The sequence below is a fragment of the Candidatus Chloroploca sp. Khr17 genome (genome assembly GCF_004138165.1).
GTDB lineage: Bacteria > Chloroflexota > Chloroflexia > Chloroflexales > Chloroflexaceae > Chloroploca.
The window spans coordinates 1-21,698 of sequence record NZ_RYFF01000069.1 but is presented as its reverse complement, the minus strand read 5'-3'; the positions used below and the strand labels follow the sequence as shown (position 1 = coordinate 21,698).

Annotated in this window: 19 protein-coding genes; 9 read left to right on the top strand and 10 right to left on the bottom strand. The window is 58.2% G+C overall.

Annotated elements, in window-relative coordinates; all coding sequences use genetic code 11:
• Window positions 1-274: 274 nt before the first annotated feature.
• The 6 genes from EKD05_RS23040 to EKD05_RS23015 form a co-directional block, all read right to left on the bottom strand.
• Window positions 275-895: a GNAT family N-acetyltransferase gene (locus EKD05_RS23040; protein ID WP_129677598.1), complete on the bottom strand. Its 621-nt coding sequence runs from the start codon at window positions 893-895 to the stop codon at window positions 275-277.
• Window positions 896-960: 65 nt separating this feature from the next.
• Window positions 961-1,395 (bottom strand): hypothetical protein, encoded by a 435-nt coding sequence (locus EKD05_RS23035; protein ID WP_129677597.1) that lies wholly within the window; start codon window positions 1,393-1,395, stop codon window positions 961-963.
• A 106-nt stretch (window positions 1,396-1,501) separates the two neighbouring features.
• Window positions 1,502-2,596, bottom strand: coding sequence for a hypothetical protein (locus EKD05_RS23030; protein WP_129677595.1), 1,095 nt, complete (start codon window positions 2,594-2,596; stop codon window positions 1,502-1,504).
• 323 nt (window positions 2,597-2,919) lie between these two features.
• Window positions 2,920-4,518, bottom strand: coding sequence for an SBBP repeat-containing protein (locus tag EKD05_RS23025; protein ID WP_129677593.1), 1,599 nt, complete (start codon window positions 4,516-4,518; stop codon window positions 2,920-2,922).
• Window positions 4,519-4,682: 164 nt separating this feature from the next.
• On the bottom strand, window positions 4,683-6,071 hold the full coding sequence (locus tag EKD05_RS23020) for an FAD-binding oxidoreductase (RefSeq protein WP_129677591.1): 1,389 nt from the start codon (window positions 6,069-6,071) through the stop codon (window positions 4,683-4,685).
• Between the two features lie 173 nt (window positions 6,072-6,244).
• A complete protein-coding gene (locus EKD05_RS23015; protein ID WP_165360915.1) occupies window positions 6,245-9,214 on the bottom strand; it encodes an AAA family ATPase in 2,970 nt (989 codons plus the stop codon).
• Window positions 9,215-9,276: 62 nt separating this feature from the next.
• Here EKD05_RS23015 and EKD05_RS23010 point away from each other — a divergent pair, with 62 nt between their 5' ends.
• Window positions 9,277-9,573 carry a DUF1330 domain-containing protein gene (locus EKD05_RS23010; protein ID WP_129677587.1) on the top strand — a complete coding sequence of 99 codons (297 nt, stop codon included), beginning with the start codon at window positions 9,277-9,279 and terminating at the stop codon, window positions 9,571-9,573.
• A gap of 62 nt (window positions 9,574-9,635) precedes the next feature.
• Window positions 9,636-10,052: a hypothetical protein gene (locus EKD05_RS23005; protein ID WP_129677585.1), complete on the top strand. Its 417-nt coding sequence runs from the start codon at window positions 9,636-9,638 to the stop codon at window positions 10,050-10,052.
• Window positions 10,053-10,074: 22 nt separating this feature from the next.
• On the opposite strand, the gene EKD05_RS23000 is transcribed toward EKD05_RS23005, so the two are convergent.
• On the bottom strand, window positions 10,075-10,404 hold the full coding sequence (locus EKD05_RS23000; protein WP_129677583.1) for an HNH endonuclease: 330 nt from the start codon (window positions 10,402-10,404) through the stop codon (window positions 10,075-10,077).
• 115 nt (window positions 10,405-10,519) lie between these two features.
• On the opposite strand from EKD05_RS23000, the gene EKD05_RS22995 reads away from it, so the two are divergent.
• From EKD05_RS22995 to EKD05_RS22960, 7 genes are all read left to right on the top strand, one after another.
• Complete coding sequence (locus EKD05_RS22995) at window positions 10,520-10,771, top strand: hypothetical protein (protein WP_129677581.1); 252 nt, start codon at window positions 10,520-10,522, stop codon at window positions 10,769-10,771.
• A 9-nt stretch (window positions 10,772-10,780) separates the two neighbouring features.
• Window positions 10,781-11,197, top strand: a complete 417-nt coding sequence (locus tag EKD05_RS22990; RefSeq protein WP_129677578.1) for a type II toxin-antitoxin system VapC family toxin — start codon at window positions 10,781-10,783, stop codon at window positions 11,195-11,197.
• A gap of 541 nt (window positions 11,198-11,738) precedes the next feature.
• Entirely contained in the window at window positions 11,739-12,842 is a 1,104-nt protein-coding gene (gene dndB / locus EKD05_RS22985; RefSeq protein WP_129677576.1) for a DNA sulfur modification protein DndB, read from the top strand.
• Window positions 12,839-14,293, top strand: coding sequence for a DNA phosphorothioation system sulfurtransferase DndC (gene dndC / locus EKD05_RS22980; RefSeq protein ID WP_129677574.1), 1,455 nt, complete (start codon window positions 12,839-12,841; stop codon window positions 14,291-14,293). The genes dndB and dndC overlap by 4 nt, the downstream gene beginning before the upstream one ends.
• Window positions 14,290-16,320, top strand: coding sequence for a DNA sulfur modification protein DndD (gene dndD / locus EKD05_RS22975; protein WP_129677572.1), 2,031 nt, complete (start codon window positions 14,290-14,292; stop codon window positions 16,318-16,320). Before dndC ends, dndD begins: the two co-directional genes overlap by 4 nt.
• 205 nt (window positions 16,321-16,525) lie before the next feature.
• A complete protein-coding gene (locus EKD05_RS22970; RefSeq protein WP_129677570.1) occupies window positions 16,526-17,902 on the top strand; it encodes an AAA family ATPase in 1,377 nt (458 codons plus the stop codon).
• Between the two features lie 470 nt (window positions 17,903-18,372).
• Entirely contained in the window at window positions 18,373-19,455 is a 1,083-nt protein-coding gene (locus EKD05_RS22960; protein WP_129677568.1) for a DNA sulfur modification protein DndB, read from the top strand.
• Here EKD05_RS22960 and EKD05_RS22955 read toward each other — a convergent pair.
• From EKD05_RS22955 to EKD05_RS22945, 3 genes are read right to left on the bottom strand one after another with little or no spacing between them, the layout of a single operon-like run.
• Entirely contained in the window at window positions 19,438-20,439 is a 1,002-nt protein-coding gene (locus EKD05_RS22955) for an HNH endonuclease (protein WP_129677566.1), read from the bottom strand. The genes EKD05_RS22960 and EKD05_RS22955 overlap by 18 nt on opposite strands.
• Before the next feature lie 54 nt (window positions 20,440-20,493).
• Window positions 20,494-21,075, bottom strand: a complete 582-nt coding sequence (locus EKD05_RS22950; RefSeq protein WP_129677564.1) for a hypothetical protein — start codon at window positions 21,073-21,075, stop codon at window positions 20,494-20,496.
• Window positions 21,072-21,521, bottom strand: coding sequence for a hypothetical protein (locus tag EKD05_RS22945; protein ID WP_129677562.1), 450 nt, complete (start codon window positions 21,519-21,521; stop codon window positions 21,072-21,074). The genes EKD05_RS22950 and EKD05_RS22945 overlap by 4 nt, the downstream gene beginning before the upstream one ends.
• Window positions 21,522-21,698 lie beyond the last annotated feature (177 nt).

Here is a 21,698-nt window from a genome sequence, read left to right as displayed (position 1 = left end):
GTCGTGTCAGGTAACACTCCATGTACACCCTTCCGTGAAGGTTGGCAAGTTTATACCCAAGCAGAAACGGCGGTCAGGCCGGAATAACGAAGCGCCTTGGTGACGGGGTGCGTCCTAATGCCACTGCGTAGTCCCTAATGTGTATCGGTCTCCCCCGAGAAGCCCAGGGCTGATGTAAAACCATTTCGATCATCCGCAGATGACGCAGCTTATCGCTTCCGCAGGATCCCCGTCAGCGAACGCTGCGATCTTTTGGGCGTGCATCGTGCCATGCTCAGGTTGGTAGGTGCTCGGTTCCACCGACTCGGTTCGCAGCGCCTCGTACGAGCAGCCAGTTTGAGCGCAATAGCGAGAAAACAGCTGAGTCGCCAAAGCGTCCGCTGGTGGGATCGTAGTAGTTCTCACGGAAGTAGGCCTCTTGCACAAAGCCGAGCTTTTCCAGCACCCGGCGCGAGGCAACGTTGGGCGGGTCGATCATCGCCTCCACACTGTGAAGACCCATCTGCGTGAAGCCGAAGCGCAGCACCGCCCCCAGCGCCTCGGTCATCAGCCCACGGCCCCACCAGGTGCGACCCAACTCGTAGCCGACCTCGGCGCGGAAATGGGGCTTGATCAGCCGCCAGAAGCCACACGTGCCGAGCAACGTCTCGTCCTCGCGCAGCGTGATCGCCCAGCGCACCCCCTCCTGCGCGGCAAACGCCTCACGGATTCCGGCGATGCGTTGCAGTGCTTCGTCGGGCAAGGCCATCGGCGGGGCGCCGAAGTAGCGCATCACCTCAGGGTCGGCCATAATCGGGAACATTGCAGCGGCATCGTCCGGCTCCGGCGCGCGCAGGAACAGTCGCTCGGTGTGCAATACTGGGAAGGTCGTGAAGGCGGTAGAAACGTCAAGCATGGCTGGCTCCTCCAAGCTAGTTATCACATATTTGCTGCGACTGCCGTATGAACAAGATAACACAGCTACGCGGCAGCCCTCGCGCTCGACGAACGGCGCGCAGCCAATCTGGAACCGGTGACCGCGCCGAGTGCGCCACAGGCGAAGACGAGCAGCCAGGCCAGCACCAGGGCACCGGAGGGAAAGAGCCGAAAGCTGAGCAAGACGAGGCCAACCCCAATGTAGGCACCGAACAGGCTGGCCCAAAACGGCCCGCGCCTACCCAGCCACAGGCCGACCAGCCATGCTCCCAGGGCGCAGCCAAGTGGGTAGCCCACCAAAATCCCGCCGAGGCGAGCCACAATATCGCCGAAGCCAGACGGGTCGCCGGCGAAGAAGCGCAAGCCGACGAGCATGCCCAGGTAGCCGCTGCCGGCACCCAGGGCCACGGCACCGACGAACTGGGCAACGAGCACTGCGGCCGTGCGATGGCCTGACGAGCGGGGATCAGTGCTATGCATATGCGTATACTATCCTTTATCGTTGTGTTCTCTTCCGCGAGACTGCTGGGCGTCCTGGCGTGGGCACCCAGCAGCCTCGCTACGGATCTTTGCGGAAACGTCCTAATCAACGCGGGAGCAGACTGCTGCTCACCCCAAAGGCGCTCCCGTCGGGTTGCATCACCACCACAAGGTCGGGCACGTCGCGCTGAAACATCCAGCCGCCGCTGTTAAAGGCCACCGCCGCGCCACTGCCGCTCTGCTCGCCCTCAATCGGCCAGCCCAGGGCATCACGGATGCTGGCGTCGCTCCACCAGAGCTTGCCGAAGCCGCGCTGCGGCCCGATCCGCCCCGGCGGAACCTGTCCGCCCACCGGCTCACCCTCGCGGTAACTGTCGGTGCGGGACAGCCAGGTCGAGCGTTGCGCGGCAGTGTTGTTCAGCACCACAAAGATCATCGGCGGGGCACTGGAACTGGCTGTCACCCAGTACATTGCGCCGCGCTCGTAGCGCTGCCAGGCCACCGCCCCGCTGCGGCCAGGGTCGATCGGGCAACCCATCACGCTCAGGTAGTGGCGCACCGCTTGCTGGAGCGTAGCGGTAATAGCCTGGGGGCAGACAGCGGCTGTGCTCACCTCGCGGCCCAGCAGGCCGAGTTGGATCGCGAAGGGGGTATTGGCCAGATCCGGGTGCAGCTCGACCCGGCGGCGCTCGAAGTACTGCACCTGATAGTCGCGGCCCTCGATCCGCTCGCTCATCACCCCGGTGAGCGGGTAGCCAAAGCGCTCTACCCCGCCATTGCGCTCCCAGTAGGCCAAGATCTCGCCGCAGATGCTGTAGCCGGTCTGGGGCACCAGGCGGCAGCCGGGGGCAGCCGTGCCACCCTCGTTGAAAAACCAGGGGCGGCCCGTCAGTTCGAGAAAACGGGCCCCGAGGCGGCCAGCCGTGAGCGTGCCGTCGGCCTGGATCTCCAGCCGGTCGCGCTCGAACCACTGAACCTGGATCGCACGACCTTCGACCAGTTCTTCGCGCTGGGGGCCAAGCGGAAAGCCGAAGACCGGCAGGCCACCGTTGCGCTCCCAGTATTGTCGGATCGGCCCGCTGATGCAGAAGCCGGTTTCCGCAAAGCAGCGCTGGCTCCCCTGAGCGCGTGCGGTGCCTGGGGCAGCGATCACCAGCGCAGCGCCGATGATGATGAGCAGCAACAAAAAACGAACAACCATGTATATCCTCCCTGATAGCCTAGCGAAGCGGATCGCGCAGTGCTGCACGATCTAGTGCGCTCGCGTTATATTTGGACATACTCGATTGAACCACAAGCTGCTAGCGGGCAGCAGTGACAGAGTTGGACAAAGAGTTGGACAAAAAGCGGGACAGGTATGGCACGATAGTCCAGCTGACTCTGGTGCCCTCGTGTTGGCTTAGCTGCTCGCTGTTCTCGGCACCGGCTAGGTGCAGTTGTGGGGTGTGAGGCCATAAGGCGCATCTACGCTTGACAGACTGCTAGGCCAGCCGAGGGTTGGTGCATTAGGTAGGCCTCATCGCATCACCGTCTCACGAGTGGCAGGCTAACCCGGTACGGCAGATTCCCCGGTGGTGGTGTGCCTTGACTTGCCCCGTCGAACCGGACGATGAAGCCATCAACATTGAGGCTCTTGGTTGGTTGAAGTGAGCCAGCGGTCGCCGGAAAGCCTTGCCCTGCGGAGGATGCCGCCGAGCCGACCACGAGCACGTGGCCCGTGCTGGCGAGGGCGAGGCCGAAGCTGTAGTCATCGAGGCCGCCGCCGAGGTAGGTGCTCCAGGTCAGTGCGCCACTCGGCGCGAACTTCGCGACCACGGCATCCTCGCAGAAGCGCTCAATCCCGCCAATACCGCAGATGCCATTGCCGAGACTCGCCTGGAGCGCATCCTTGACCGGGAAGTCCCTCGATCCGCTGAAGCCGGTCACGTAGGCATTGCCTTGGGCGTCGACCTGCAACGTGCGAAGCTCGTCGTGTTGGGTGCCACCGAGGTAGGTGGAGAACAGGAGGCTAGCACCATCGGGAGCGATCTTTGCCAGAAAGCCGTCGGCGAAGGTATCCTGCCCAGCTCTGGTGTCCTGAATCGCATCCACGGTAGGGAAGTCGGCCGCATAGGTCGTGCCCGCGACGTAGATATGGCCCTGGGGGTCGACCGCAATCGCCTTACCGATATCACCGCCTGAGCTGATCTCGCTACCGGCGTAGCTGCCACCTAGCAGCGTGCTGTAGACCAACTGGCCGTCGGGCGTGATTGCGGTGACGAAGGCATCCTGGCCGCACGAGCCGGCATCGTCGGCAAGGCCGCAGTTCGCTTGGAGCGGCTCGATCAGGGGGAAGTCGAATGTGGTACCCACGCCGTCGGTGGCACCGGTGATGAAGGCATAGCCGCGAGGCCCCGCTGCTACGGCATAGCCCCCATCCTCGCCGCTGCCGCCGAAGTAGCCGCTATAGGCGATGACGTGGCTCGCTGCCTCGATCCTGATCGCCATAACGTCTGCACCCCCCTGCCCGGTGATCAGCAGGTGGCCGAGGCCGTCGGTGGTGATGGCCCGGGCCTCGTCGGTGCCTGCTTCTCCGTAGTAGCTGCCGTAGCGAAATGCGCCGGTGGCGGCATCGAGCTCGGCGAGGATGGCGTCGTAGCCGCCACTGTTGGTGCCCTGGAGGGCGTCGGAGGTCGCGGGAAAATCTGCGGAGTTGCTTGAGCCGACGACCCACACGCCACCGCGCCCGTCGAGTGCGATGCCGGCGGCGGTCTCGTTCGCACTACCGCCCAGGTAGGTGCCCCAGACCAGCGCGCTGCCGTCCGGATTCACCTTCGCCACAAAGAGATCTGCCCGGCCCTTCAGCCCCCCGTTAAAGCCTGCCAAGTCGTCGGAGTAGGTTTCGCCCACGACGTAGATGCCGGTGCTGTCTGTCGTGACAGCCCTGATGGTATCGTCGCTCCGGCCACCTAGGTAGGTGCTGAAGGTGAGGGTCGGACCAGGAGCGAGCGCCGCCGCTGCCGCAGTGCGCGTTGCCGTGGGTGGGGTAGCAGGGGCGAGGAGCGTGGCCGCAATCAGAGCGATAGCGAGGGTACTGGTTAGGGCCGCCCGAAGGCGGATGAGTGAAGGCCGAGTCAACAACACGAGCGATTCCTCCTGTTTCAAGTGTATGGCGAGACTGCGCCGGAGCGGGCACCGGCGCGGTAAGACAGCGGTCTACGAGCGCTAGGCTTGCAGGCGTGCTTCACAGCTAGCCCCGTCACCCGCATCAGCGACGGGGCTGGCCCTGTTTCGTCGCGGTGCGGTGCCTACAGGCCACGCTGCTTGGCGGGCAGGATATTTTGGTTGCGACGGAAGACGTTGTGCGGGTCGTACTCGGCTTTGAGGGCGCTGAGGCGCTCGTAGTTCCCGGCGTAGGCTGCCCGTACCTCGTCGGGGGCACCCTCGCCCATAAAGTTCACGTAGAGCCCAGCGCACGCCAGAGGCCGTAGTGTGCGCTGGGCCTCCTCTGCCCATGCGATATGCTCGTCACCTGGTTCGCCCTCCCACGTCGCTGCGTTGACCACCATCAGGTGAGGCGTGCGCAGGGCGAAGGCCGTGGCTTCGGGCGCAATCCGCGCCGCCACACCGCGCAGGCTGTTGATAACGACCGAAGATCGGGGCGATGAGAACTGTGCGGCGCTGGCGATCAGGGCATCTATTACGCTGTCGCTCATGGCGGGCAGGGCGCAGGCTGTGTCGTGATAGCAAAGGCCGTCAGGCACCGGCGGCGTGTAGGCCATGAAGAATTCGCTGTACGGCATCGCCTGAATCGTGTCGAGGGCTACCGCATCGTGGGTGCGTAATGGCGCGAGCAATGCCTCGCCCGCTGCTAGATCGTCACCGGTGTAGCAGAACTGGAGCATGAGCGCTGGGCCGACGTTGGGGAACGTGGCCAGCACCGCAAGGCTCCCTAGCGCGTCTGGCGCGGAGGCCAGAAGATCGCTGTAGTGCTTCATAGCCGACCGGGCGTCGCCGAGTGGATAGACCAGCATCCCACCGAGGATCTGACCGAGGGGGTGGAGCCGGTACTCGATCGTGGTGACAACGCCAAAGTTGCCGCCGCCGCCGCGCAGGGCCCAGAACAGGTCGGGGTGCTCGTCGGTGCTCGCGCGGCGCGTGCGGCCATCGGCAGTCACCAGTTCGAAGGCGACGACGTTGTCGACCCCGAGGCCGTGCTTGGGGCTCAGCCAGCCGATGCCACCGCCGATGGTCGATCCGCTGATGCCGGTGCCGGCGCAGGTACCGGTGGGGGTGGTCAGCCCATGGGCGGCGAGGGCGGGAACCAACTCGCCAATGGTCAGGCCAGCCCCGGCGCGTGCTACTCGGGTGTTGGCATCGATGTGGACGTCTTTCATCAAGGTGAGGTCGATCATCAGGCCGCCATCGGCCACCGCTAGGCCGGCGGTGTTGTGGCCGCCACCCCGCACCGAAACCGGCAAAGCGTGGCGACGGGCGAATTGGAGCGCCAAAGCAGCGTCGTCAGTGCTACGCACCTGCACGATCACTGCGGGGCGCCGATCGATTTGGCCGTTCCAGACACGGCGGGTCTGCTCGTAGCCAGGGTGGTCAGGAGCGATTAACTCGCCACTCATGGCAGCCCGTAGCCCGTCTAGCGCATCGGCGTCAAACATTGTATTGAAGGCTTGCGTGTGCATCTCTGTACTCCTCTTGGGGGGCTTCTTGTCACCGACCACAAGATACACCGATGGCTGCCATTCCTCATCGGTTGGAGTACACAGCTTGTGCTCCGCGCAGTACTCATTTTCGGGCAGGAGCAGTACGTAGGTCTTCCGGCGGAGGCGGCGGCTACCCACCAGCGTTGCCTAGTCTACCCATACGTTTGCGTCACCCAGACGGCGATCTGGGTGCGACTGCTTACGCCGAGCTTTGCCAGGATGTTGGCCACGTGGCGTTCGGCAGTGCGCTCGCTTAGTACCAGGGCGTCGGCGATCTCGCGGTTGCTCTTGCCTTCGGCCACCAGGGTCGCAACCTCGCGCTCACGCGGTGTCAGGGTGAAGACGGTGCGCGCCAGTGTCGGGAGCAATGCCAGAGCGCGCTGCGTAAACTGTTCAGCTAGCCGAGTTGCCTCGGGTGAGTCCTCGGTCTTCGCCAGGGCATGCGCGAGACTGGAAACAACCTCCCGAGCGGCCGCTGCCTCGCGTCCGCCCTCGGCGGGGCGACCGAGGGCGCCGTAGACCCGCGCAAGGTCGCCATGGGTACGCCAGAGCAGCTCGGGCCGTCCTTGAGCACGTGCCGCATCTCGGGCACACTCGAGCTCTATGGCGGCCGCAGAGAGCTGTCCGACCGCAGCAAGGGCGCGTCCGCGCAGGTAGTGGAGATGCGGCGCTGTAGTGCCGACGGCTCCACCGTTGGTAGTGCCCTCGACGAGATTGCTCAGCAGCGCAAGCGCCTCGCGGGGCGTGCCGCCCGCAAGAGCGCGCTCGACGCGGGCCGCCAGAAGTAGGCGCGACGCCAGGGTCGGGGGCTGATCGGCATCGCCAGATGCCGTGGCGAGTAGGGTATCGGCCCGTTCCAGTTCTCCCTGGGCGATGTAGACTATCGCGAGGAGGGCGGCCGAGTGACGCTCCCAGATCATCGAGTTCAGCTCGCCTGCAAGCTCAAGGCTGCGGGTAAGGCAAGCGTGCGCCTCTTCCAAGGCCAGCAGGTCGAGGTAGAGTTTGCCAAGCCCGTGGAGGCTGTCGGCCGTCCAGCCGCGGTGCTCGATCTCCTCAGCAATTGCCAGGGCGTCCCGGAGGTCGGTCAGGGCCGGGCCGTAGGCACCGCCCTGGATCTGGACGAGCCCGCGGAGAATCAGGGCCAGCGCCTCGCCGTCGCGCCAGCCGAGTGGCCTGCTGATCTGCACGCAGTCGTCCGCCCACACCAGCGACTGTGCCACGTCGGCGTGGCCGATCTCGAGGCGGTAATCGCTGGCGAGCGAAAGACCACCAAGGCTGAGGAGCAGACCGCGGCGGTCGTCTAGGGCGCGCCAGATGGCAATCGCCCGCTCGTAGTGGGCTCGCCCGCCGATCAGATCGCAGGCGTTGTACGAGGCAATGCCCAGCAGGTCGTAGGTCTGGGCGATTCCCTGGCGGTCGTCCAATTGCTCAAAGATCGCCAGCGCCTCCCGGTGGAGCGCGAGCGCCTCGGTTGGACGCTCCTGATTCATGTGCCAGTTGCCAATGTGGTTGAGAGTTGCGGCGAGTACGGCGGGCGCGTCGAGCGCACGGGCGGCGTCGAGTGCGTGGGCGAAGTAGTCGCCAGTCAGCCGGTAGTCGCGTGTGGCCCAGAGATCGCCGAGGGCCACGAGAGCCTCCCAGACGCAGCGTTGATCGCCTGCACCCTGCGCGAGAGACAGGGCGGCCTCAAGATCCGTCCGAGCGGCGGTGAAGCGGCTGAGTAGGGAGGCGGCCCGCCCGCGGAGGAGGTGCAGGCTCTGGTCGGGTGAGCGGCCTGAGCGCTCGGCGGCGATGACCGCACGCTCGCTATGCGCGTGTGCCGCAGCGGGTGCGAACAGGGCCAACGCCCGCTCGGCGGCGACACGAGCGTGGGCCAGGGCCTCGACCCACAGTTCGCCCTCGAAGCAGTGGTAGGCGAGGTCCGCAACCGGCATGTCGGTCTGCTCGGTTGCGAGGTCAGCCAGGGTGAGGGCGATCAAGCGGTGCAACTGGCGACGCTCGCGGGCCAGGAGCAGACTCAAGGCGGCCTGGCGGGTCAGGGCGTGGCGAAAGGCAAACTGATCCGCACTCTCCTCGACCAGGAACTGGGCGGCGAGCAACTCTTTGAGGCGCAGCAGCAATTCGTCTTCGCCCCATCCGGTGATCCGCTGGAGCAGACTGAAGTCGAAGTGGCGTCCGGCCACCGCCGCAAGCGTGAGCAACTCGCGGGCGGGTGGGCTGAGTTGCTGGTTACGACGGTGGAGCGCTTCCTCGACGCTACGCGGGATCTGGAGCTCGCCGACCGGCTTCCGCTCCCAGCGACCGTCCGTATAGAAGATCTCGCCGGTCGCCAGCATGGTTTTCAACGTCTCCTCGACAAAGAACGGGTTGCCCTCGGTGAGCGTGTAGAGCGTGCTGAGGAACTCGGCTCGGATTGGATGCGACTGATCGAAGATGGCACGCAGCATCGCGTCTACCTCGGGCGGGGCGAGGCGTGCGAGAGCGATCTCGACAGCGAGGCGCTGCCGGTCAAGCTGGGCGAGGAGCCGCCGCAACTCCGGGCCGACCTCGTCGCTGCGGTAGGTGGCAACCAGCAGCACAGGGAGTACCGTCGTGTGGCGGGCAAGGTAGAGCAGGAGTTCGAGGCTGACTTCGTCGCACCAGTGGATATCCTCGAAGAGGACTAGCAGGCCGCCGCTGCGGGCAAGCTGTGCGCACAGGCGCACAATGGCGGGGAAGATTAACTGCTTGTCGAGGGCCGTCGCCCCGGCGAGGCTAGCGGGCTGCGATGCAAGCTCGGGGAGCACGGGGGCGAGGATAGGGAGATCGGAACCGAGAGCTTGCACGAGCGAAATCGAGGGCTGCCCTAGGCTATAGGCACGCAGCATATCGACAAGCACCCCGAAGGGGATGCTTTGCTCGGCTTCGCTGCAGCCTCCCCGGAGCGTCACCCAGTGTGTTGCGCTGGCATAGGCAACAGCCTCGCTGGCAAGCCGTGACTTGCCGACTCCGGCCTCGCCGGTGATTAGGAGAGTCGTACCACTGCCGCCCTGCACGTGTGAGCACAGCCGAGCAACGGTGGCGACCTGTGAGGCTCTGCCGACCAGCACAGGGCAGATAACCGATGTATTCAGTGGCAGCATAGGCGCAGGCCAACTCATCAGAACGCATCGTCATCAGCAGAAGAACCAAGCATAGGAAAGAAATGTACAGGCACTATTGTGGCATACGGGCCGCCGCTCGTCAACAAGGACAGGCCAGTCGCGAGGGTGTAATGGCGACGGTGGATCAATTTGGCGGTAGATACGTCGTCATCGGGGGGCACGTCGATCTCATCGAAGGCGCGTACAAGCCGGTCTTCCCAGTGATCATCGAGTTCCCGTCGCTTGCGCAGGCGCACCACTGGTACAAGTCTGAGGCGTACGAGGGTCTGCGGGCGCTGCGCCTCGCCGCGACAACCTCGAGCGCCTACGTTGTGGCGGGCGTCGGCGAGGGCGCGTAACTTCTCCGTGTTCCACCTCCGGCAGTGGGGTATGGAACGGCTTCGCCGCTCCACGAGATTTTTTGGTTCGTGTTGGCGGCTTCGCCGCCAACACGAACCAAAACTGGGGTTTGGGGCGCAACCAACGACTTTCCAACAGCCCTATCGCCGACACCAGCAGCGTGGATCGGGTGCGCCGAGGGTTTTACAATGCTAGTGATACACTTGGCTGTCATAGCTTCTCTACAAGTGGTTGTATCACTCTGCCACTGTCGCTCAACCCACCGAGCCGATCGTCAGCCCCGGCCACCAGTGAGCTATCTGGCGAGGACCGCCTGCTCCAGCGGGTCGCCCAGCTGCGCCAGATTGTGGGCTGGGCCGATCAGATCAGCGAAGATCTGGGGCCGTTGCCGGAGTCTGCGCCTACGGATCGGCATACGTTTGCCGATGCGCTGGCGCTGGCGCAAATAATCCTTGCGGATCGTGTTGTAGAAGTCTGAGCGCACGTTAGGCTAGAGTCTCCTACACCAATGACGGCGGAACCGTCGCTCTGAACAATTCTTTCTGGTGCCAGCGCAGCGCTTCTTTCGCCGGGTAGATCTCCTCGTTCTCGGGTAGGTAGAGGGGTTGGTCGTGCAGGGTGCGCAACGGCGTAGTCGCTTCGTCGTCTGAACGTACGACGGGCGAGACGATGATGCGATAGGTTGATGGCTCAATGCTTACGACGCCCTCATCAAAGGCCCAGTGATGCAGACCACATAACGCCATGCCGTTGCGTGGGTCATCGTTGTGACTGATGCTCCAGGGGACAATGTGAGCTGCGCTGACGGTGGCGAAATTGCTGGCGGGCATCTACAATGTGCGCAAGGTAGCGCTGAGTTGGGCGGCACACTGTGTCCATACAAGCCGAACGGATTCTGTCAGCAATGGTACAATGGACGTGACCTTGGAGAGAAGGAGTCACCAGATGAGCCACACCCTACAGATTAGCGTGCCGGATACCCTGTACGAAACGCTGACCAAAACGGCACAGCAGACCGGCCAACCTTTGGAAGCGATTGCCACCAAGTGGCTTACGGTTGCAGCCGAGCAATTTGCCCACGATCCTCTCGACGCCTTTATTGGGGCGTTTGATAGTGGCGGCAGCGACTGGGCCGACAACCACGATCACTATCTGGGACAGGCGGGAAGGGATGAACCCACGGGCATTACACCGTAAGGCCAGCATATGCCTGATATCTTCGTTGATACTGCGGGATGGGGACATTTGGTTGACAAGAACCAACCATATCACCTGCTGGCAGCCACGATCTACCGGACGGCACGCCAAAAAGATCAGAAACTGGTGACCACAAACTACATCGTAGCTGAACTCGTGGCCTTGCTCACTAGCCCGCTTCGGATTGCACGCCCGCGCCTGATTGGCTTCATCACTGGAATCAAAACCTCACCGTACGTCCATATCATTCATGTGGATACCACGCTTGACCTTCAAGCGTGGCAACTCCTCACACAGCGTCCTGATAAAGCTTGGAGTTTGGTAGATTGTGCCAGCTTCGTCATCATGCAACGCGAAAGGCTTACCGAGGCGCTGACCACCGATCAGCACTTCGCGCAAGCTGGTTTTGTACCGCTCTTGCGCTGAGTTGAGGCCCTGACCCAAATCGGTAACGGTGGTGCCTCGCTACGGACAACGAGCTATCGTCCCGTTGTTCAACCCAAGTATGGGCCGCTCTTCACCGAAGAAGCCCTCCAAGAGCCCACGCAGCAACGACTTACGGCGTTGCTTGAAGAGCGCGACCTGGGCGCACTATGGGTTGCCACCTGCGAAGCCGGCCTTTGCCGGCTCACTTAGGCCACGAAGGTGGCCTTCGCTCCCCAGTAGCCGCGCCGTGATGGTCTTCCAGAAATTAATCCGGTCTAGCCCACGAAGGTGGGCTTCGCTTCCCAAAGCCGCGGGCTTCAGCCCCACGGCATCCGGCGCATAGCGGATCATTTACTGAAAGACCATCACGGCGACGGACGATGTCCTTCATGGAAGGATTGAAATGTTATGTCAAATAAAACATATGCAAACTTTTGAACAGTAAATCTGACCAAGAATTATACTTCCAAGCCAATAAAATAAACTTCCAATTGATGTTATACTAGTATCAATCAAGATTCGTGCTCGCTGAGGAGTGGCAGTGGAAGCATTCAATTATCAGTTCACAGCTTTACGAGGTATGCAGGCGGGTCGTGAGTATTATACCGTCATGTGTCCACTCAAGTTAATCCCCAAGATCTTCCTCTTTGATGAGGAGGAGATCCCTGCCGAATTGCGCGCGCAACGGGTGCTGAATCGGGCACGTATCCCCGAAATTGCACGCTATATCATTGACAATCCAACGGCCTATGTCTTCTCTTCAATTACTGCTTCCATTGATGGCAATGTGCGCTTTGAGCCCCGTGAAGCACATGGGGCTGAACGTAATGTTGGAACCCTGACCGTACCAATGACAGCACGTTTTCTGATTAATGATGGTCAGCATCGTCGTGCGGCAATTGAGGAGGCCCTCAAGGCAAATCCACAGCTTGGGGATGAAACGGTATCAGTCGTTTTTTTTGTTGACGCTGGCCTCGAACGAAGTCAACAAATGTTTGCCGATCTTAACAAACATGCGGTTCGTCCGACCCGCTCAATCGGTATATTGTATGACCGGCGTGATCCAATGGCACAGGTAGCCTACAGACTATCACAGCAGGTTCCGGTATTCAAGGGGTTGACTGAAATTGAGAAAACAACGATCTCTAATCGCAGCACCAAACTCTTTACCCTCAGTGCAATCTATCAAGCAACCCATGCCTTGCTTCAGTCAAGTCGTGGTGCAACTCTTACCAGAACTGATGAAGACCATGCATGTGAGTTCTGGACGGTACTTGGCGACGTTATTCCTGAGTGGCGCCAGATAATTCAACGACAAGTGAGTGCTGCACAGCTACGAAGCGAATACGTTCATGCCCATGGTGTTGCTTTGCACGCCTTTGGCATAGCCGGGCATAGCCTGGTAGCAACCTATCCTGACGATTGGCGGACACGGCTCAATCCGCTGGGGACGCTAAACTGGCTCCGTACTAATCCCGTCTGGGAAGGTCGGGCAATGTATCACGGCAAAATGAGCAAAGCCGGGTTGAGTGTACAACTAACAGCGAATCTCATAAAGCAGACGCTGGGTTTGAAACTTTCTGCCGAAGAAGTTGCAGCCGAACAACAAGTTAAACCGACGGTAAAGATGAGGAGTGTCGGATGAATCTACGCCATGGTCTGCCGAGCGAGCATCACTCGGTTTTTGATACCAAGACGATCGATGAGATTTACGCTGAAGTGCAAGAGGTCTACACCTCGACCCAATTGCCCTGGGTGGTTGGGTATAGTGGCGGCAAAGATTCGACCGCAACACTTCAAATTGTCTGGTATGCATTGTCTCGTCTACCCCGCGAAGAGGTGCGCTGGCCTGTGTATGTGATTGCTTCTGATACGATGGTGGAGACGCCAGTTATCGTCGATTATCTCGATGGGACGCTGCGCCGCATCAATGAAGCTGCAAAGGCACAGGAGCTTCCCTTTGAAGCCCAAAAGGTGATGCCTCAGATAACAGACACCTTCTGGGTCAATCTGATTGGGCGTGGGTATCCAGCCCCCAATCAACGCTTTCGCTGGTGTACTGAACGAATGAAGATCCAGCCAGCTAACCGTTTTATCCTTGATCGAGCGGCTGAGTTTGGTGAAGTAGTAATGGTTCTTGGTGGGCGCAAGAGCGAGAGCGCTAGTCGTGCTCAGGTGATGACACATAAGCACGGGCGCATCACCGGTAGCCGCTTGAGCCGCCACCATATCTTGTCACGCGCATACGTCTATACCCCGGTTCAGGATTTTACAACTGATGATGTGTGGACATACCTGCTGCAGGTTCCATCACCCTGGGGAAGCAATAACCGTGACCTTGCCGCACTCTATCGCACCGCCCACACTGGTGAGTGCCCCTTGGTTGTGGATGATACGACCCCGTCGTGTGGCAATAGTCGCTTTGGTTGCTGGACCTGTACGGTGGTGACACGCGATCGTTCGATGGAAGCAATGATTGACAATGGTGGGGATTGGATGCAGCCAATGCTCGATTTCAGAGATTGGCTTGCGGAAACGCAGATTCCCGAAAAGAAGCACCTCTATCGCGATTTTAAGCGCCGCACCGGTCAGGTTACGGTCAAAGACGGCAAGCTGATTCGCGGCCCGTATCGCCTCGATTTCTGCAAGACCATCCTACGTGAATTGCTCCATACCCAGAAGATGGTGCGCGAAGATGGCCCTGATCCTGAGATGGAATTGATTACTGAGGCTGAATTACACGAGATTCGCCGTATCTGGCGGACTGAGCGCCAAGACTGGGAAGACTCAGTGCCACAAATTTATGAGCGCATTACGAGCAAGCAGTTAGCTTGGCTTCAGGATGATATTGGAGCCTTTTCTGCTCAAGAGTATCGAGTTTTAGGGGAGGTATGCGCAGAGCATGATCTTCCTACCGATCTTGTTGCTCGCTTGATGGAGCAGGAACGCCAGATGCAGGGCATGCATCGGCGTGCTGGAATTTTCCAACGTATTGATGAAGTGTTGCGCGAAGAATGGCGTGACGAAGCAGCCATCCGCCGGGCTTATAATTTGCCCCTTCTGGGCATTGATGATGACGAAGAGGTTGTGGCATGATCCTGTCTCGTCTTACCATCACAAACTTTGGTGTCTATCGTGGTCGCCATGAGTTTGAATTACGCCCGTTGCATAATAATGAAGCGCATCGTCCCGTCATCCTCTTCGGGGGTAAGAACGGTGCGGGCAAAACAACGATCCTGGAAGCGATTCGCCTCTGCCTCTACGGACGAGGCGCGCTGGGCAATCGCGTACGTCAAGCCGATTATGACACCTATATTCGACAGCGTATGCATCGCAGCCCTGTCCATCAAATTGCCACCTTTACTACGAGTGTCGGACTGCTGTTTGATCATGTTCACGCTGGTGTGCGCAGTACCTACGATGCAGTACGCTCATGGCATGCTGAGGCAAATGGTGTCGATGAAAGAGTGACGATTTACAAAGATGGCAAGCCGCTAGAGGAGATTGCGCCTGAGCACTGGAGCGATTTCTTACGTGATCTGATTCCCCCCGGGGTCTCAGAGTTGTTTTTCTTCGATGGTGAACAACTTCAAGCGCTTGCTGATAGCGACCGTGAGCCTGAGACCCTTGCTGCAGCAGTACGTGGTCTCTTGAACCTTGATCTGATTGATCGACTGCGCTCTGATCTGAGTATCTATTTACGGCAACAAGATGAGCATGATCGCTCTCGTTTGCGTCAGGAGGCAGAGCAAGCCGATGCGCTTCATAAAGCGCTCGAGAACCGTTCACTTGAGTTGCAGCAGGATCGCGCTCAGTTGGTGACACGTATGGAATGGCTGAATATGCAGCTTGAGCGCATGCGGCAGCAACTGGTTGGTGAGGGAGCTAATCTTGTCTATCAGCGGGACGCCTTAGAGCGCCAGCAGAAAGAAGTGGAGGCGCAGATCGAACAGGTCAGCACAGCCCTCCGCGAACTTGCCGCAAGTCTGTTGCCTTTTGCCGTAACCCCACTCTGGTGCAATCATGTACGCACTCAGTTACTCCGTGAAGAGACTGCTTCGCGTGAGCAGTTAGCCTACACAGCCCAGCAGGAACAGGCCGCAACTGTTGCGTTACACCTGCTCGATCCTTCGTTTCAACGCACTACCGCACCCGAACTCGATCAGATGGCATGGGCACGTCTGACGACTGCCATTCAGACGTTGCTCACCCCTTCTGCGCAACCAGAGCCCGTAGAATTGCGGCATGGGCTTTCTGACAAAGAACGTGAAACTCTCCTTGGCTGGATTGACACTGCAACCAACGCTGTTCCCGCACAACTGCATTCCCTGGGACATAGGCTGGAGGCACTAGAAGCTGAACGTAGCCAGCTTGAGCAAGCCCGCAAACAAGTTCCGAGCGATGAGATTGCCCTTCCTCTGCTTGAAGATTTCAACCGCCATGCCGAAGAGAAGGGCCGGGTACACGAGCAACTAACACAACTCAACAACGAACTCCACCAGATCGATCTGCAGCTTGCCCAACGTGAGCGCGAGCGCAAGCAAGCGTGGCTGCGCCTAGCTGAAGCAGGCGACACTGATGCCCGCGTTGAGCGGGCCGCAAAAGCACAGGTTGTGCTTGAACAATATCGTGAGCGCATCACTGCCTTGAAGATCGAAGAGCTAGAACAAGCAATTGCACACTATTTCAATCTATTGTGTCGCAAGCGCATCCTGGTGCGCGAAGTACGCATTGATCGCAAACGCTTCACGGTCGAACTCTTTGGCCCTAATCGGATGGTACTGCCCAAATCCGATCTTTCAGCAGGTGAAAAACAACTCTATGCCACTGCCTTGCTCTGGGCACTACGCTCAGTTTCAGGGCGTGCGCTCCCAATCATTGTAGACACGCCTATGGGACGCCTTGACAGTACCCATCGCAAAGCACTCCTTAACCACTTCTTTCCCCACGCATCACATCAAGTGCTGGTCCTCTCTACCGACACAGAGATCACGCCCGAAGCTTACACTCAACTTGAACCAGCTATTGCACATACATTCCACCTGGAATACGATGAAGAAGATGGATGCACCAGTGTTCAGCGCGGCTATTTTGACATCCTGCTCGAAGAGGTTGCAGCATGAAGCTTACTCGTCTGCGCGTCTGCCAGGAAGTCGATCAGCCGTTATTCTTGCGCTAGACTTTGGGGAGAAGTGAGTGCATAGTGCAATACGCATTGGTGTGGGGCGCAGCAACCAAGGTGAGCACATCCCTATGGCAGTGGCGAAATTGCTGGCGGGCATTTACAATGTGCGTAAGATGGTGCGAAGCTAGGGGGCCGCTGCGACGATGATCACCCAGATTGAAATTGATGGATTTAAGACACTCCAGGCAACTACCATTCCCTTGCGCCCATTTTTAGCCTTTGCCGGGCCGAATAATACGGGTAAGAGCAATCTCTTTGATGCGCTACACCTACTCTCGCTATTGCCAAGTTACGATCTGCCCGACATCCTCCAAATGGTACGTGGTGATCCTTTCGAGATTTTTTCGTTACAAGCCGATGGAACGTATCGCCAACGGCTGCATATCGCGGTTGAACTGCTGCTTGACCCTTCATTCCATGATGAGTTTGAAGGGTGGATTACCCTCAAACGCACATGGCTCCGTTATGAGCTTACCCTAGAGCGTGAGGAGCATGATCACGGTTCGCGTGTCCAGATCGCTCGCGAGCAGTTGCTGGTCAAGCCGAGCGATGAGCGCCTACCTTGGGCGGCTTCGAGTGCCTTTAAGCAGACCCATATTGTAACGAAGCGGCGAAATGTACCCTATATTTCGCTCAACCCGGATAGCGAGATCACCGTGCATCAAGATGGCGCGGAACGGGGACGGCCACGCTTGATGCGTCGTGGTACACGCCAATCCATTCTGCATGTCTTGCGTGATGCGGGTGAATTTCCGCATATTTGCGCGGTACGTAACGAACTGCTGCGCTGGCGCTTCATCCACCTCGACCCCGAGGCCATGCGTGAAGCCAATGCGATTGATGGCCCCGAACGCATGGATCATCATGGGCGCTACCTGGCCGCTGCACTCCAACGGATTATGCGGCACAACGGTAGTGCCCAGGCCGAGATCTCAGCCTGGATTGGTCAATTCATTCCCGGCGCCCGCCAGATCCATGTGCGCCAACTCGATGAACTCTATCGCTATCTGATTGAACTAGAAATGCTCGACGGGCGTCGTTTCTCATCACGCGTGCTGTCCGATGGCACACTGCGCATGTTAGGTCTCCTGGCGCTCCAATACGACGAAGATCAAGTTGGCATGATCTGCCTTGAAGAGCCAGAGAACGGCGTCCATCCACGGCGGCTCAAGACGGTTGTTGATGTGTTGAAGGGCTTTGCAACTGACCCATTGCAAGAAGATGTTGATCAGAACGAGTTTACCCCATTACGCCAAGTATTGATCAATACCTATTCACCACAACTGGTACGCGAACTAAGCCCAGAAGATCTTGTCCTTGTTGAAGCACTGACCCAAATCGGTAACAGTAACGCCTCGCTACGGACAACGAGCTATCATCCCGTTGTTCAACCCAAGTATGGGCCGCTCTGCACCGAAGAAGCCCTCCAAGAGCCCACGCAGCAACGACTTACGGCGTTGCTGGAAGAGCGCGACCTGGGCGCACTATGGGTTGATGGGGCTTTGGGGGGCGTACCGTAATGTACACCCTACGGATCCCCTTTGTGGCTGAGGGTTCACAAACGCTCACTCAACGAGGGTGCCAATTTGCAAAGTGGCTTACCAACACCTAGCGCATCAACCCACCGTAATCATAAATCCTCCGGTTTGCCCCGAAAAAAGAAACGATTGTTACGTTTCTCGCCAATGCGCTTTATCTCAACGATCCGGACAACGGTATCGACCAAATACAGCACACGAAAGTGTCGCACACGCAGTTCCCAATCAGCGACTTCGTTGGCCCGCATCGGCTTGCGATTTCTCGTTTTGGTCAATGGTTCATACCGTAGTTGTTCATTGATCACATCAACAATTTGATCTCGTGCATCGTCCCGATTTGCGCCCCCACTTGCGTGAGTGGATCTTAGCTGAGGTTGTGTCGGTATAAAGAGCAGGCACGACAAGCGTGCTTAGTTACAATCTATATCCGATGAGGTGATCGCGTGAGTACCATGGGTAACTATTCATTTTTAGCCATCTCTGGCAAGCAAGGAGACTTCCAGTACTTCATTATTCAACTTCCTTTGCGTCTAGTTACGCGCCTATTACTCTTTGACGAAGTTGAAGTACCCGATACATTGCGTAAAATTCGTTCGCTTGACCCAGGGTTGATTGAATCCACAGCAGGCTATCTGCTGGCGCAAGCGAAAGATTATGTTCTCGCCCCGTTCGTTGCGACCGTCCATAGCCAGGTCGTCTTTACTGAGCTTACGGCTGAACATTCCGAGATCGGATGGCTCAGTGTCCCGTTCACGGCGGCGATCATCTTGCAGCACGGACAGCATCAGCGTGCTGCGCTACAGCAGTTTTTGGCGCAAATGCCTGAACGCGGCAATGATACGCTTCCCGTTATGCTCGTACCTGATCCTGATTTTGTGCGTTCCACAAGGTTGTATGCTGATCTTCAGCAGATGACAACGCTGGGAACACGCTCCCAGCGCGTTTTGTACGCGCATAGTGACCTTGCTATGTTTGTGCGCCAGTTGGCAGTTGATGTCCCCCTCTTTCAGGATCGCATCGAACTTGAAAAGACGACCATTTCGAATCGTTCGACTGCATTGTTTACGCTCAGCGCCGTATATCAAGCAACGCAGGCACTACTGCACATGCAGAAAGAGGAAGCGCTCACTGCTGAACAAGCACTACGCGGCGAACAATTTTGGCGTCAGTTGGGTGAGATTATCCCGCAGTGGTCTCAAGTTATTCGTAGCGAAGTCACACCCGCATACTTACGCGAAAATTATGTTCATGCACACACCGTCACACTTGTAGCCATTGCGCTGGCAGGTCAGGCGCTTATCCATGCTCATCCAGAAGATTGGAGCAAACGACTGCGGATGCTCGGTTCAATTGACTGGTCACGTAAAAACACGCGCCTCTGGGAGGGTCGCGTGATGATTCGCGGTCGCATGAGCAAAACGCACGATAGCCTCAAACTGACCACCATCGCACTCAAGCGTGCTATGGGCCTCACGATCACCGAGCAGGAACGCGCCCTAGAGCAAGATTTGCTTAGCTTACACGATACGCCGTAACGCGATGTTGCGAAACACTTCCCGTTGGTGCCATTGCAAGGCGCTAGGTGCAGGATGCAAGATGGGGGCTTCGGGCAGGTGCAGCGCTGCGTCATGCAACCGACGCAACGGCTCGGTCGCCTGCTCGTCGGGGTCTACCACTGGCGAGATGATAATCTGGTAAGTGGCAGGATTAATCCCGATCAAGCCCTCGTCAAAGGCCCAATGGTGCAAACCGCACAGCGCCATGCCATTGCGCGGATCGTCGTTGTGGCTCACGCTCCACGGCACAATGTGGGCTGCGCTGACGGCGGTGCGCCCCTCGGGGGTGACAATACGGATTTTGCATACGGCGCATGTGTGCTGGTAGGCGGCGACGACAGTACGCCGAAAGCCGGTCGAGCGCGACTCGGTTGCGTACTGCTCGGCCAGATCCGGCGTCTCTTTGAGTGTAAACGGCTCACGCGCACGCTTGATCAGGCTACGGCTATACTCAAACGACTGTGCGGTAATCACCCCAACTTCAACCACCGCAGCACGCACCTGCGGGGCAAAATAGGTCTCGACCAGCACACGTCGCAGTTCATCGCGTGTGTGCGGATCGAGCAGGAGCGCAAACAATGCGTCATCAAGCCGTGCGCCCACCACCAGATCTTCCATACTCTTGAGCGAGCGAATAGGTACGCGCAGCGCCTGTTCTTGACCAGATACCGCTACGAGATGCCAAAATCCATCACTCTTCAGATGGTAAAAGGGCAACGCGATATTGCCTTTACGCTCACTCCCCATCACAGTTCGCCAATAACGGTCAAAGAGATCGATCAGATCAGCATGAAGCACCACCAGCGGCGCATTGATCTCGCCCTGTGCAACCAAATCCAGCACACTGAGCAAGAGCAATGCTTTGTGGGGCGCACCACCATTGGTTGCCTCGCACCAGCGCTCAGGTACACGGTCAATGCGAAGTTTGGCGAACTTTGTTTTGTATTTTTCAAGCATGAACATGCAATTTCAAAGATTATTTATGCTACTTGAAAAGTTTTTGCATACGGAAGAATTTCATTTTTTCATTAAACAAATGATTTGTTCGTGTATTTTCGGATTAAAATACGTTTCAAGTAAAACCATACGCAATTCGTGACGTGGTTGTGGATGACTCATCAATTCAAAAAGATCCTGATCAAGACTCGCCCCAAGCACAAATTCACGCATATTACCGATTGAGTGAATAGGGATTCTCAAGGCCCGTTCATTGCCTGGTGTGGCGATAAGATGCCAGAAATTATCACTTCTTAGGTGATAAAAAGGAAGTGTAACGTTTGTTTTCTTCTTTACACTCGTAGTGTTTCTCCAATAGCGGTGAAAGGTTTCTGTTAGGTATTTGTTTAACTGAACAAGATTGTCCTTCAATATTTTTTGAGCCATCAAGTCCATTACACTGAAGAGCATGAGGGGTTTGTGTGGGGCTGCATAGCATGTCTTCGCATCCCACCACGCTGAACTACGATTGACATTCAAATTGGCAAAAGCAAATTTGTACTTGTCCAGCATAGTGTTTTCACCCCTAATGATTCCGTCACAAACCCACCTCAGAGCTGCCAAGCCGGGGGGATGCCGAGGAGAGGCGTCCGGAAAGCTCATAGCGATCCGTCCATCTGCTCGGGCGCACAATAGAAGAGTGCGTGGTCAATCCGCTTGAGGCTACGCAAGACGGCTGAGAGGGCAGTCAGTTTGCCCTGGGCTGTATTTAGCAGGCGGGCACGCTTGATCAGCAACATCTCCAGCGCTTCTTCGGCGTCTATGTCGTCATTGTTGATCAGGCGGGCGATCTTGAGGCTCAGATCCTGGTACTCATTCAGCTCCTTGGGATCAAGGATTGGACTGGTGATCCAACGCGCACGGCCACCGTGAGCAGCAAACTCTGCCATACCCTCAGCATTGATCCGTAACCAGCCCGAACTGAAATAGCCCACACCACGATCATACTGAAGAGCAGTGGAAAGGAGAGGCTGAAAGAAATCTCGCGTAATATTGTGCCGCGAGGTCTCCAGGGTAGCAGACAAATTGAGGCCACGAAAAGCAAGCATAGTCTCGTAAAGATGAAGCCGGGCTTACGGAAATAGCCCGTAAAGCCCAGGAGCTTTAGCCCTGGGATAGAAGGGCTTCACCCGCTTGAGCGGCTTCAGCCCAGGTAGCACAAACTTGCAATTTAAGCAACTATGTGCCATACTTAAACCATGCGAAAGACGTTCAAATACCGCATC